A 13,130-nucleotide genomic window follows, 5' to 3' on the forward strand; every position below is an offset into this window, starting at 1 on the left:
GGCGCTGGACTAAACAAAGGCCCCCTTTTAGGGGGCTCACACAAAGCCACCTTCTTTAGAAGGTGGTAATTTACTTTAGGATATTGGTGTTTCCTAAGGAGAGGGTATATGAAGCTTGAATTTTGTTTAAATCCAGATCAAACAGACCTTGATTTTGTTCGTGAAGGTATTCGATCTTATAACCGACTGCATTTACCAGAAGGGGAAGTGCATGCTGTAGGCTGTTTCGCAAAAGATGAGAATGGCAAGATCATGGGTGGCTTGACTGGCGAAATGTTTAAAAATACGGTGTTTGTTGAGTTTTTGTGGGTAGACGCTGAAAGTCGAACCTCTGGTCTCGGTAGCCAATTAATGTCGATGCTAGAACAAAAAGTAAAGCCTCATGGGGTTACCCATGTTTATTTGGATACCTACAGCTTTCAAGCTCTTGAGTTCTATATCAAATTAGGTTTTGAGAAAGTGGGGCAGTACTCAGGCTATCCTGCAGAGGGCATCCACAAGTACTTTCTACAAAAGGAAATTGTAGGCTAGGGAAAGCACGGGTTAGCTTGACTTGTTCTAGTTAAAATCAAAAAAAGAGGCGCGAATTTGCGCCTCTTGTTGTATAAAATATCTATGTTTCTCTTTGACTTACAAACTTTGCTGGTGCGCGTCGATAAGTTCGTTCATCTTCGCTTCTGCTGCTTGCTGTGCTTGTTCATAGCTCATATCCGCAGGGAAGAGGTTGATGACTTCGTAGTAACATTTTAGTTTTGGCTCAGTACCAGAAGGACGAACAATCACGCGTGATTGATCTTCTAGGTGATAAATCAATACGTCACTTGCTGGTAAGTCAATGGATTCTTCAGAGCCGTCGTCAAACATGCGAACCGATGTTTTAAGATCTTCGGTTACTGCAACTTTTTTACCAGCAATCTCTGTTGGTGGATTTGCTCGGAGTTTGTCGCCGATTGGTGGAGAGTTCGGGTCGAGAGCGATGCTGCGTTGCGCGTTGAAGTAGAAACCGTGCTCGCGGTACAGCTCTTCCAGTTTATCCCACAGTGTTTTGCCTTGCGCTTTAAGCTTGCCTGTTAGCTGTGAAAACGCGACGATTGCAGATAAACCATCTTTATCCCACACCTTGTTACCCACGGTATAACCGAGCGCTTCCTCATAAGCAAACAAGAATGGGTTGACTTCTGTCTCTTGTTCCATGGCAACATTAGTAAGCCATTTAAAGCCAGTTAATGTTTGATAGTATTGTGCGCCATGCGCCTTAGCGATGCTGCTCAGCATTCTTGAGGATACGATGGTGTTGCCAACCAAAGCGTTAGGTTGCTGTTCCAGCAAGTAATCGCCAAATAGTGAGCCCACTTGGTCGCCGGTTAACATCTGATACTCGCCATCTGGGCGTCTAACTGCCACGGCAAAACGGTCTGCATCTGGATCGTTAGCGCAAGCGATATCTGCATCTACGGACTTACCTAATGCCATCACCATATCCATTGCACCGGCTTCTTCAGGGTTTGGGAAGTTGACGGTTGGGAAGCTTCCGTCAGGTTCGCGCTGTTCCTTAACACTTGCCACTTTTTGGAAGCCTGCGTCGACAAGTAGCGTTTCCGCCATATTCGCGCCAACGCCATGCATTGCGGTGTAAGCAATAGATATATCGGTATTGTTGTCAGGAGTAAGCAGCGCGTTTTCATTCATTGTCTTACGGTAAGTTTGGTAGTAGTCGTCTTCCAACCAAACTAACAAACCGTGCTGTTTTGCATCATCGAGAGACATTAAAGGTAATGGCTTCGTTGTTGCGTCATCAATTTTCGCTGCGATTCCAGAGTCGTGTGGAGGAATAATCTGTGCGCCATTTTCCCAATATACTTTGAAGCCATTGTATTCTGGTGGATTGTGGCTGGCAGTAACAACAACAGCGGCCGCAGCATTCAATGTACGGACACCAAACGCAACAATTGGGGTTGCTGCAACGTCATACGTTAGGTAAACCTTGATACCAAGGGCCGTCAGTACGGATGCGGTATCATGCGCGAATTGTTTTGAATCGGGACGACCGTCGTAGCCAATAACGACACCACGACTCGCGGCATCTTTGACTTGCTCAAGCAAATAGTTTCCTAAACCAGTGGCGGTCTCTTGAATCACCAAGCGGTTCATTCGGTTTGGACCTGCGCCCACTTTGCCACGTAAGCCTGCAGTACCAAAGGCAAGGCGTGAGCCAAAGCGATCAGTAAGTTCTTGTTCATTGTTCGTATCGACGAGGTGTTGTAGCTCTTCACGAGTCTTAGGATCAGGGTCTCGTTCTAGCCATTGCGTAATTAGTGCTGTCATATCAGTCATTCCTTAGTAGGGGGAGCCTACTTTCTTGGACACTTCGTTTGGTAAGTATCTCAATGTTTTCTTTTAAATCAATGTAAATGGTTCTCAATTACATTTCAAAGAGGGCAATCGATAAACCGAATTAATTTTTCTTATCCGAACAAAATTTAATCATATTTAATTTCTTGAAGAACCTTGGAACTATAACTAGCCTTTTAACATAAATATAACAAACCGTGTCGAAATCGTAGTTTTTGTGATTTTTCGTAAAGTTGTTCGATATTTGCATCGGGACGCAAGGAAGCTCGCGTAGGCGTAGCGGCTGAGCAGAGGAGAGATCTTTTGAAAAGATTAACGACTACTCTAGCCTTATCACTGAATGTGATTTTAATCACATTTTCCTCTTTTGGTTGGTCAAAGGAAAATGACTACAACATGACAAAAGGGGTCACAGAGATAAGTGGGCAAGTGTATGAATTACATATGCTGATTTTCTATATCTGCTGTGTAATTGCTTTGATTGTTTTTGGTGTGATGTTCTATTCCATCTTCCGTCATCGCAAGTCAAAAGGAGCAGTTGCAGCACATTTCCATGAAAGCACAAAAGTGGAAATTATTTGGACGGTCATACCCATCATCATTCTTGTCGCTATGGCGATTCCCGCAACAAAAACTCTAGTAGCAATGGAAGACACAAGCCAATCGGATATCACGGTCAAGATCACAGGCTCGCAATGGAAATGGCATTACAGCTATTTTGGTGAAGATGTTGAGTTCTTCAGTTTGCTTGCCACCAGCCAAAAACAAATTGATGGAATCGAAGCTAAAGGCGCGCATTACTTACTGGAAGTAGACAACCCTTTGGTGTTGCCTGTGAATCGCAAAGTGCGTTTTTTGATGACTTCTGATGATGTCATTCACTCTTGGTGGGTACCAGACTTTGCCGTCAAGAAAGACACCATTCCAGGTTTTATCAATGAAGCATGGACAAGAATTGATGAGCCAGGCGTATATCGCGGTCAGTGTGCGGAGCTATGTGGTCGTGCACACGGATTTATGCCAGTGGTGGTGCATGCAATGGAAGAAGAAAAGTTCGATGAATGGCTAGCGAGTAAGAAGGAAGAACTCGCGCTTCAAAAAGCGGCGGCACAAGAAGCGCTCTCTCAAGACTTATCTATGGACGAATTGATGTCGCAAGGCGAATCGATATACACGGCGCGTTGCGCTGTGTGTCATCAGGCAAATGGTGAGGGGATTCCGGGTGCATTTCCCGCGATTAAAGGCAGTCCTATTGCAACCGGAGATGTTACAGAGCACATAGATATTATTGTCAACGGTCGCCCGGGCACCGCAATGCAGGCTTTTTCTAATCAGTTAAGTGACAAAGAAATTGGCGCGGTTATCACATATCAACGAAATGCATGGGGCAACGATACTGGCGATACAGTGCAAGCATCCGATGTGAATGCCTTTAAGGCACAAGGCAGTGCTAAGGAGGAAATATGAGTAAGCCAATAGATAAGGCAGTGAAGTCTGCGCCAGCAGAAGCCAGTGCGAACAGTACCATTGCGATCGATGATGGTCACGAGCATCATGCACCCCAGGGCATCACTCGTTGGTTGTATTCTACAAGCCATAAAGACATAGGCACCCTCTACCTTTGGTTTAGCTTTGCGATGTTTCTAACAGGTGGTGCGATGGCAATGATCATTCGTGCCGAACTGTTCCAGCCAGGGCTACAGCTAGTCGATCCGCAGTTTTTTAATCAAATGACCACGGTACACGGTTTAGTGATGGTATTTGGTGCGGTGATGCCAGCATTTACGGGTCTTGCTAACTGGATGATCCCGATGATGATCGGCGCTCCTGATATGGCGCTGCCGCGCATGAACAACTTGAGCTTTTGGATCTTACCTTTTGCATTTCTTATTTTGTTGAGCTCGTTGTTTTTACCTGGCGGCGGTCCTGATTTTGGTTGGACGTTTTATGCTCCGCTGTCCACGACTTATGGACCAGATAGCACTGCGCTGTTTGTATTCTCTGTGCATATCATGGGTATCAGCTCCATTATGGGCGCGATCAACGTTATCGTGACGATCGTAAATATGCGAGCTCCGGGAATGACTTGGTTCAAGTTACCAATGTTTGTTTGGACTTGGTTAATTACCGCTTTCTTGTTGATCGCGGTTATGCCGGTACTAGCGGGTGCAGTGACCATGGTTCTTACTGACAAATATTTCGGGACTAGCTTCTTTGACGCAGCTGGTGGTGGTGACCCGGTAATGTTCCAACACATCTTTTGGTTCTTTGGTCACCCAGAAGTGTACATCATGATTTTACCGTCGTTTGGAATCATTTCCGCCATTCTGCCTGCTTTCAGTGGTAAGAAGCTGTTTGGTTATCATTCGATGGTTTACGCGACGTGCAGCATTGCATTGTTATCTTTCCTTGTGTGGGCGCACCACATGTTTACCACGGGGATGCCAGTTTTTGCTGAGCTCTTCTTCATGTATTGCACTATGCTGATTGCGGTACCAACGGGGGTTAAAGTCTTTAACTGGGTTGCCACCATGTGGCGTGGAGCTCTGACATTTGAAACGCCAATGTTGTTTGCCATTGCCTTTATTGTGCTTTTTACTATTGGCGGCTTCTCGGGACTGATGTTGGCGATTGTGCCGGCGGATTTCCAATATCATGACACTTACTTCGTGGTTGCCCATTTTCATTATGTGTTGGTATCTGGTGCGGTATTCTCGATCATGGCAGCGGCATACTACTGGCTACCTAAGTGGACGGGCAATATGTACGACCACAAGCTGAGTTTATGGCATTTCTGGTGCTCAATTATTTCCGTCAATGTCCTGTTTTTCCCAATGCACTTCCTAGGCTTAGCAGGCATGCCAAGGCGCATACCGGATTACGCCATTCAGTTTGCTGATGTTAATCAAATAGTATCAATTGGTGGGTTTGCATTTGGGTTGTCACAACTGATCTTCTTATGGTTGGTGATCAAGTGTATTCGTGGCGGGGAGAAGGCTTCTGCAAAACCGTGGGAACGTGCGGAAGGCTTAGAGTGGACAGTGCCAAGCCCTGCGCCACATCATACGTTTACTACACCGCCTAAGATTGACTAGCAAGTGGGGTGAGTGACATGAAACCGAATCCATCAAACAAGAAGCTCACAGTGAAGTTACTTTTGGCGACCCTGTTAATGTTTGGCTTCGGCTATGCACTGGTCCCACTTTATGACGTGATGTGCGACGCACTGGGAATCAATGGAAAGACAAGTGAAGTGGCCGCCATTCAACCGACAGGTATGCAACCGGACATGAGCCGAACTATTCGCGTGGAGTTTATGGCGCATGTCAGCCCAGATATGCCTTGGGAGTTTAGACCCAAAGTGATTTCGATGGATGTTCACCCAGGTGAAGTCGTGCAAACCGAATACCTTGCATTTAATGAAAGCGGGCAGAAGTTGGTGGGGCAAGCCGTTCCTTCTGTTTCTCCCGGGACTGGAGCTGCTTACTTCAATAAGATTGAGTGTTTTTGTTTTAACCAGCAGCCTCTGGATGGTAAACAGCAAGCTCAAATGCCGTTGATTTTTTATATCGAACCGGACTTGCCGGAGTCTATACACACGTTAACGCTGTCTTACACACTCTATAAACTTCCCCCTCCTACAGGCTCTTAGCCACTCAGGGAGAGAGATACAGACCAAGGTTGGTCAGTAAGGAGAGAAATTATGAGTAACAAGCCAGGAACATATTATGTTCCCGCTCAAAGTAGCTGGCCGATCATCGGTGCATTTGCTCTGTTTTTGGTTGCTGTTGGCGCAGGCATGACCGTCCAGGGGACACAAAGTGGCGGTGCAGTGGGAACCATTGGTGGCATTGTGCTAGCGGTGGGCTTCTTGTTCTTGCTTTACATGTTGGCTGGTTGGTTTAGTAATGTGATTACTGAATCACTGAGTGGAAAATACAGCTCGCAAATTACTCGTTCTTTTCGCCAAGGAATGAGCTGGTTTATCTTTTCTGAAGTGATGTTTTTTGGTGCCTTTTTTGGTGCCTTGTTTTACGCCAGAATGATTTCTGTGCCTTGGTTAGGTGGGGCAGATAATAACTTCATGACCAACGAAGTCCTGTGGCCAACCTTCGAAGCGATGTGGCCACTCACACTGACACCGGGGGGAGAAACAACACAAGCTATGCCGTGGCAGGGCATACCCCTTACCAATACTATCTTGCTGCTATTGTCGTCTATTACGCTACATATGGCGCATATAAGCCTTGAACAAGACAAAAGAACGGCACTGATTGTTTGGTTAGAGATAACCATCGTACTTGCTGGCTTTTTCCTATATTACCAAGCGGTTGAGTATGTTCATGCTTATCAAGACATAGGGCTCACGTTGCAGTCCGGTATTTACGGTAACACGTTCTTCATGTTGACGGGGTTCCACGGTTTACACGTTTGTCTTGGGACTATCTTCTTGATCGTGCTGCTGTTCAGAATCGCTAAAGATCACTTTTCGCCAAAGAACCATTTTGCCTTTCAAGCGGGCAGCTGGTATTGGCATTTCGTGGATGTGGTTTGGTTATGTCTGTTTGTGTTTGTTTACGTACTTTAGGCGCAGTGTGAACTCTTGGTTCGACTAATAAGGGCGAGGGTTTGGTGCTAGCCAACCCGAGCTGAGCGCAATAAGCAAAAGGACGACCACCAAAGCGGAGAACATGACTCGACGGCCTAAGTAATGACTCATGGGTTTGTCTCTTTTTTCAGGATTATCTGGGTCTTCACGAACCATTTCGATAAGCGCTTTTGCGAGGTTGAAGATAATGAAAAGCAGCAAAAGGACAAGCGTCAGTTTGAATAGAAATACGGTGGACATGGCACCTCCGGTTTCATCATTGTTGTTATCAAGACAATTATGGCTATCGAAACGGTTTTGGGTTGCAGTTGGTTTAACTGTGGTTGTGTTTTCTCTTTTGGTCAAACTGGGTTTTTGGCAGTTTGAGAGAGGGCAAGAAAAACAAGCATTGGAACAAGCCATTCTCGCGCGTGCGGATAGTGCGTACCAAGCACTAAGCGTCGTTCTTGAAGACAACGACTGGCGAGAGGAAAGTATCCTCGGGAAAAAAGTGGAAGTTAATGTTGTTCCTCAGGCGTTTCCCGTAATTTTGTTAGACAACCAAACGCATCAAGGCAGTGTGGGATATTTAGCATTTCAGATTGTATTGACGAGCGATGAACCTAGTGCCTATGCGTTATTGGAGCTTGGTTTTGTCGAGGGAAAAGCAGATCGCTCAGTGTTACCAACGGTCACCAAACTCGATAATTCGATTTTCATCACAGGACGCCTGTACCGAAAATCTACTAATCCACTGAGCTCAGAGTTAATGCCGGAAGTTGGCGATGTTATTCGCGTGCAAAACCTAAACATCGCGCAATTGAATCAGCTACTGAATATTGAACTTATGCCCGCAGTCTTGCAGCCAGACAATTTAACTCGTTGGCCCTATGACTTTCCTTGGAATCCATTACCACTCAATAGTGCCAAACATTTTGGCTATTCGATTCAATGGTTTTCGATGGCAGGTGTTTTCTTAATACTGACTTTAATTGTTTTTGTTCGTTGGCAAAAAAAGTTGCGTCACATGGAGGTGAAGCATGACATCTAAAGTAACCAAAGGACGACTAATGTTGATTGCGCTGGTTTGTACGTTCGCGCTTCCCGCTGTCATTGCAAAAGTCATTCTCACACAAGGGTGGTATCAAAGCGGAGTGACCAATAGAGGCGAGTTAGTCGAACCATACACGACGTTAGAGCAGCTTGGTCAAGAGTCACCTCTCAAAGACCATGGTTGGCAACTCGCTTATGTATTGCCTAACGAATGCACTGAACAGTGTAAACAGCAGCTTTACCTGCTTCAGCAAAGTCATGTTGCTTTAGGTAAGTATCAAGAGCGAGTAGTGCCAGTCGTTTGGCAGACTGAGCATTCAGATCCCATGGAAGTATCGATGTTAGCGATGCAAATGAATGAATTGGTTACCGCAAAAGTGAAACCTGGGCAAATGTTGATCGTTGATCCTCTTGGGCAACTGGTGATGTCTTATTCGCCGAAACCAAATGAGGACTTAGTCCTATTGAATAAAGGTATGTTGGCGGACTTACGCAAGCTCTTAAAACTGTCACGAGTCGGTTAGAGGAAGTGCATATGAAATTAATTCAGTTGGTTAGATTCAGTTTGCTCCTAACTCTCGTGGTGATCATGCTAGGGGCATATACTCGCCTTTCAGATGCAGGGTTAGGTTGCCCGGACTGGCCTGGTTGTTATGGGCACTTTTCTGTGCCGCATCAAGAAGAAGACGTCATACGTGCTAACCTGAACTTCCCCGAGCGGGCAGTAGAGCATGAGAAAGCATGGCTTGAGATGATTCATCGCTATTTTGCAGGAACGTTAGGTTTAGTCATTTTTGCGATGGCAGCGATATCAGTAAGGTCTGAGCGTGTAAATTCAACCATTCCGATGTTGCTAAGCGTATTGGTGATTGGGCAGGCACTTTTGGGGATGTGGACAGTTACTCTTAAATTAATGCCCGTCATCGTGATGCTTCACTTGCTCGGTGGTTTTGTTTTATTGGCGTTACAGGCGATTTTTTACTGCCAATTAAAAGCGCAAAACAATCTCTATTTCTCTCCATCTTCTAGCTCTCTGAGAGGCTTTTCATTGTTGGCTTTCCTGGTTGTTTTGGTGCAAGTGCTCCTTGGAGGATGGACTTCGTCAAATTATGCTGCGCTGATGTGTACCACACTGCCGATTTGTGAGGGAGACTGGATGAGCCATCTCTCATGGAAAGAAGCGTTTTCTTTCTGGCAAACTGGATTCGAGAATTATGAATTTGGTGTCTTGGAGTATCCGGCAAGAATGACTATACACGTCACTCATCGTATAGGCGCTATTGTTACCGCCACCGTGGTATTGGCTTATAGTATTGGGCTTATGAGGCAAGATTCTCATCATTCACAGAGAATCGGAGGGTGGTTGTTATTCACTCTGGTGTGCCAAATTATGCTGGGTGTAAGCAACGTAGTATTTCAACTTCCTATCTATGTCGCGGTGGCGCACAACCTTGGTGCCGCTGTTATGTTGAGTCTCGTTTGTGTTAGCCAGTTTTACTTGTGGCAGGGTAAAACGGCTTGGAATTACACCGCGAAAGGAGTTCGCTATGAGTAAAGAAATCGCGCTGTCGTTAAATGGGCGAAAGCGACTAAGTTCCGTTTATTTGAAGTTAACGAAACCTAAAGTGGTGGCGTTAATGTTGGTGACGGCAGTAGTAGGGATGAGCTTAGCCCCGGTTGATGATTTCCCCTGGTTGCAGGCGGTAGTTGGCCTAACGGGGATTGGTCTGATGGCAGGGTCTGCGGCAGCGTTTAATCATCTAATTGACCGCCGAATTGATGCGAGAATGGCACGTACACACAAACGACCATTGCCATCGGGTGAGACTAAACCATCATCGGTGATAGCCTTCGCTACAGTTTTAGGTGTCTTAGGGTTTGTACTTCTCTATGCGATGGTCAACCCGCTGACGGCATGGTTGACTTTGATGAGTTTGCTCGGCTATGCGATGGTATACACAATGTACCTCAAACGTGCTACGCCCCAAAATATCGTCATTGCAGGGATTGCCGGTGCGATGCCGCCTCTTCTCGGTTGGACTGCTGTAACAGGGCAATTACATGCGAATGCTTGGCTGCTCGTAATGATCATTTTTATCTGGACGCCACCACATTTTTGGGCTCTGGCTATTCATCGTGTCGAGGATTACCGCAAGGTAGATATTCCCATGCTGCCAGTGACACACGGCATTGAGTACACCAAAACTTCTATTCTGTTGTATACGGTGCTATTGACTTTGGTTTGTGTCCTACCGGTTTTGGTTGGTATGGTCGGCGTGGTGTATCTTTTTGCCTCGCTACTACTCAATGCTGGCTTTATGTACCATGCATGGAAGCTAAAATATGCACCAGAGCCAAATACCGCGATGGAGACGTTTAAATTCTCTATCTATCATCTTTTGGCGTTGTTCATTGCATTGCTTTCGGATCACTATATTGGTTTTTAACCTCTCTTAAAACAGAAAACGCCGCGTGGTTCGCGGCGTTTTTGGTTTTGATACTTTGGCTTTAAGACAAAGCTTTCTAGATTTATTGAATTTCTAGCAGTTCAACATCAAAGATCAAAACACTTGCTGGTGGAATTGGGCCAGAGCCACTCTTACCATAGCCAAGCGTGCTTGGTACGAAAAGGCGGATTTTCTCACCTTCTACCATGTATTGTAGACCTTCTTGCCAGCCTTTAATGACTTGGTTAAGACCAAATGAAATAGGCTCACCACGATTAACAGAGCTATCGAATACCGTGCCATCAATCAAGGTGCCGTGGTAGTGTACTTTTACTTTACTTGTTGCCGTTGGGTGAACCTCACCTTCGCCTTTTTCAAGAACCATGTATTGAAGGCCACTTTCTGTTGTGATGACGCCTTCTTTTTTCGCATTTTCTAGTAAGAATGCTTGGCCTTTGGCAAAGTTTTCATCTGCTACTTTATGGTTTGTCCAAGTACGGTAAATGAAAAAGCCCGCCAAAATAAAAATAATAAGAGGAAACAAAAATTTAGACACGTAATCTCCTTGTCTATTTAGGTTGTTTTAGCAAAAAGTTGATGGTTTCTGCCATGGCTTCAACGCTGTCATGACCACCAGTAATTACTTGATATTTTCCGTTTACGATAAAGGCTGGAACGGAGTTAATTTGGCCTCGCGTGGTGATCGCTTCTGCCTTAGTGATGTACTCAAACAGCGCTTTTTGCTGTGCTTCATCTAAATGGTAAGGGCTGATAAGGTTGCGAGACTCAAAGGCTTTCTCAACAGCGATTTGGCGTTCCTCAGCCGTTGCATCGGCACCCATTTGCACAGCAGTAAAAAGATCCGCCATAAACGCTTTATCTGGTGTTGATTCAAGCTGCATTACGGCAGTATAGAAGATGATGGCGCTCACTTGTGCACTTTCATTGAACGTTACATGCATTTTTTCAACGCTTTGATCGGTCAATGATTCAATTTGAGGGACAAACTCTTCCATTGAGCGGCAGTGGCCACAAGTTAAAGAGAATGCTTCAGTCAGGGGAGCTAAATCATACTCTTCAAGGGATACTGGCAAAACTTCGTATTGTTTGCCTTGCTGAGGCTGACTCTTGCCGCTATCGCATGCCGACAAAGCCATTACGGCAACAACAACAGCAAAGCCTTTCGATATGGTTTTTAACATAGTAGTGCTCTAAATGAGAAATTTGCGTTAGTTTATCGGTTAACGATAGTGACTAAAACCATTAAATAACAATAAAGTGAGACCATTGGTAACAGACTTTGCCTGACGTATGGACTGTAAGGGTAGGGTATTTTAGTGTTGCGTTTTATTTGAGAGATGATTTTGCATTGACTCCAGTGGCATGAACGCTGCATAGACAAACCAATCGGTGGACAAAAGCGCTAAAGATTCGGCGTGTTTTGTCGACACAATGAACAAGAGTTTTTCTACGTTGGTAATGGTATGAAGCATTGGTTTTTAATTGTTTGTGGCATTCTGGCCGGGTGCAGCAGCCTCGATCAAGATATGGTCCCTGGTGGGAACATTTTAGATACAGCTCCTAAATCAAACACTGAGCTGAGACACCCAGAGTGGGGATACCCGAGCGCATCCAATGTGGCTTCTTCCCCTCGTTCATATCAAACGGCGAGGGCGTCAGTAAAAAAGTCGCAAAACGTGACCTCTCTGGAAATGTTCCTGAGCAGGCATAACATTCCTCACGAGACGCTCAGTGGTGGTCACCTGATGATACGTTTGAAAGAGCAAGTGCATTTTCAAACGGGTTCTGCACGGTTATCTGCTCAATCTCAAGACTGGATTCGAAACATTGGTCACTATCTGGCTGGAAGAACTGATGTTGATGTCGTGATTGATGGTCATGCGGATAGCACGGGAGCTGAAAGCTTCAATGACACGCTATCTGAAAAGCGAGCTCGTGAAGTAGAAAAACAACTATTGGCGACGAGTATTCCACGTCAACGAGTGTTTTCTAGAGGCTTCGGGGAGTATGTACCGAAGTGCAGCAATGCGACAGCGAGTGGTAAAGCTTGCAATCGGCGCGTAGAGCTAACATTGATCGTGGATGAATAACGCAGACGTTAGGCGGTAATCTTCGTTGTGTTGTTCTTGCATACCCGTTATTTGCTTAGTGGAGTTTAAGTTCGGAGTTGAGCAAGAAGACTGAATAAGGAAAGCTCGCACGGCAACATCTAGCTAGAAAAAATAGAAAAGAGGCACCGTTAGGTGCCTCTTTTACATCCGCCAATGTTCATAGGGGGAACTTAGGCAAATTCTTTTTCAACGTAAGCGACGATGTCAGATGACTCGTATAACCACTGTGTCTCGCCATCTTTTTCGATACGAAGACAAGGGACTTTAACTCGCCCACCACATTGCTCTAGTTCAGCTCGATGAGTCGGGTTATTTTTTGCATCACGTAGCTCAATGTTCACCGATTGACGCTTCATTGCACGGCGGACCTTTACACAAAAAGGGCAGGCTTCAAATTGGTAAAGTGCGTATTGTTTCGCTTTTTCATCAATACGTTGCTGTTCTTCTGCGGTGCGCTTAATACCACGAGGTGAGAACACCGCGTTCAGCAATAAGATAACCTTGCCTAAAATCCAACGGATAAACTTCATAATGATCCCTTGATGTTCATTGGGTAAT

At 45.4% G+C, this 13,130-nt stretch carries 15 protein-coding genes; 10 read left to right on the plus strand and 5 right to left on the minus strand.

The features are described 5' to 3' along the window. Positions 1-108 precede the first annotated feature (108 nt). Positions 109-531, plus strand: a complete 423-nt coding sequence (locus tag R7Z49_RS19590) for a GNAT family N-acetyltransferase (protein WP_053307844.1) — start codon at positions 109-111, stop codon at positions 529-531. 99 nt (positions 532-630) lie between these two features. Here R7Z49_RS19590 and R7Z49_RS19595 read toward each other — a convergent pair whose 3' ends face one another. Continuing rightward, positions 631-2,325: a phospho-sugar mutase gene (locus tag R7Z49_RS19595; protein WP_186585187.1), complete on the minus strand. Its 1,695-nt coding sequence runs from the start codon at positions 2,323-2,325 to the stop codon at positions 631-633. A 330-nt stretch (positions 2,326-2,655) separates the two neighbouring features. Here R7Z49_RS19595 and coxB point away from each other — a divergent pair, with 330 nt between their 5' ends. From coxB to R7Z49_RS19615, 4 genes are read left to right on the plus strand one after another with little or no spacing between them, the layout of a single operon-like run. Further along, positions 2,656-3,819: a cytochrome c oxidase subunit II gene (gene coxB / locus R7Z49_RS19600; RefSeq protein ID WP_005385208.1), complete on the plus strand. Its 1,164-nt coding sequence runs from the start codon at positions 2,656-2,658 to the stop codon at positions 3,817-3,819. Next, positions 3,816-5,447 carry a cytochrome c oxidase subunit I gene (ctaD, locus tag R7Z49_RS19605; RefSeq protein WP_005375510.1) on the plus strand — a complete coding sequence of 544 codons (1,632 nt, stop codon included), beginning with the start codon at positions 3,816-3,818 and terminating at the stop codon, positions 5,445-5,447. Before coxB ends, ctaD begins: the two co-directional genes overlap by 4 nt. A gap of 17 nt (positions 5,448-5,464) precedes the next feature. Continuing rightward, positions 5,465-6,004: a cytochrome c oxidase assembly protein gene (locus R7Z49_RS19610; RefSeq protein ID WP_017821600.1), complete on the plus strand. Its 540-nt coding sequence runs from the start codon at positions 5,465-5,467 to the stop codon at positions 6,002-6,004. 51 nt (positions 6,005-6,055) lie between these two features. Continuing rightward, entirely contained in the window at positions 6,056-6,940 is an 885-nt protein-coding gene (locus R7Z49_RS19615) for a cytochrome c oxidase subunit 3 (protein ID WP_005375506.1), read from the plus strand. Between the two features lie 24 nt (positions 6,941-6,964). Here the strand turns inward: R7Z49_RS19615 and R7Z49_RS19620 are convergent, their stop codons facing one another. Then, entirely contained in the window at positions 6,965-7,201 is a 237-nt protein-coding gene (locus R7Z49_RS19620) for a DUF2909 domain-containing protein (RefSeq protein ID WP_005375504.1), read from the minus strand. Here R7Z49_RS19620 and R7Z49_RS19625 point away from each other — a divergent pair. Genes R7Z49_RS19625 through cyoE form a run of 4 tightly spaced genes read left to right on the plus strand, consistent with a single transcriptional unit; the run spans position 7,200 to position 10,440 of the window. Continuing rightward, positions 7,200-7,991, plus strand: a complete 792-nt coding sequence (locus R7Z49_RS19625; RefSeq protein ID WP_186585627.1) for an SURF1 family protein — start codon at positions 7,200-7,202, stop codon at positions 7,989-7,991. The two genes, R7Z49_RS19620 and R7Z49_RS19625, sit on opposite strands and share 2 nt — an antisense overlap. After that, complete coding sequence (locus R7Z49_RS19630; RefSeq protein ID WP_017635864.1) at positions 7,981-8,517, plus strand: hypothetical protein; 537 nt, start codon at positions 7,981-7,983, stop codon at positions 8,515-8,517. Before R7Z49_RS19625 ends, R7Z49_RS19630 begins: the two co-directional genes overlap by 11 nt. 11 nt (positions 8,518-8,528) lie before the next feature. Beyond that, positions 8,529-9,548 (plus strand): COX15/CtaA family protein, encoded by a 1,020-nt coding sequence (locus R7Z49_RS19635; protein ID WP_318111943.1) that lies wholly within the window; start codon positions 8,529-8,531, stop codon positions 9,546-9,548. Beyond that, on the plus strand, positions 9,541-10,440 hold the full coding sequence (gene cyoE, locus R7Z49_RS19640; protein ID WP_005385222.1) for a heme o synthase: 900 nt from the start codon (positions 9,541-9,543) through the stop codon (positions 10,438-10,440). The genes R7Z49_RS19635 and cyoE overlap by 8 nt, the downstream gene beginning before the upstream one ends. 82 nt (positions 10,441-10,522) lie before the next feature. On the opposite strand, the gene R7Z49_RS19645 is transcribed toward cyoE, so the two are convergent. Together R7Z49_RS19645 and R7Z49_RS19650 are read right to left on the minus strand one after the other, a co-directional pair. After that, positions 10,523-10,996, minus strand: coding sequence for an FKBP-type peptidyl-prolyl cis-trans isomerase (locus tag R7Z49_RS19645; protein ID WP_005375638.1), 474 nt, complete (start codon positions 10,994-10,996; stop codon positions 10,523-10,525). 13 nt (positions 10,997-11,009) lie between these two features. Then, positions 11,010-11,642 carry a thiol:disulfide interchange protein DsbA/DsbL gene (locus R7Z49_RS19650; protein ID WP_042521488.1) on the minus strand — a complete coding sequence of 211 codons (633 nt, stop codon included), beginning with the start codon at positions 11,640-11,642 and terminating at the stop codon, positions 11,010-11,012. 282 nt (positions 11,643-11,924) lie between these two features. Here R7Z49_RS19650 and R7Z49_RS19655 point away from each other — a divergent pair, with 282 nt between their 5' ends. Further along, positions 11,925-12,551 (plus strand): OmpA family protein, encoded by a 627-nt coding sequence (locus R7Z49_RS19655; protein WP_025768460.1) that lies wholly within the window; start codon positions 11,925-11,927, stop codon positions 12,549-12,551. Positions 12,552-12,742: 191 nt separating this feature from the next. Here R7Z49_RS19655 and R7Z49_RS19660 read toward each other — a convergent pair whose 3' ends face one another. Continuing rightward, a complete protein-coding gene (locus tag R7Z49_RS19660) occupies positions 12,743-13,102 on the minus strand; it encodes a glutaredoxin family protein (RefSeq protein WP_054574391.1) in 360 nt (119 codons plus the stop codon). Positions 13,103-13,130 lie beyond the last annotated feature (28 nt).

The organism is Vibrio sp. 1562, from assembly GCF_033340155.1.
Lineage (GTDB): Bacteria > Pseudomonadota > Gammaproteobacteria > Enterobacterales > Vibrionaceae > Vibrio > Vibrio alginolyticus.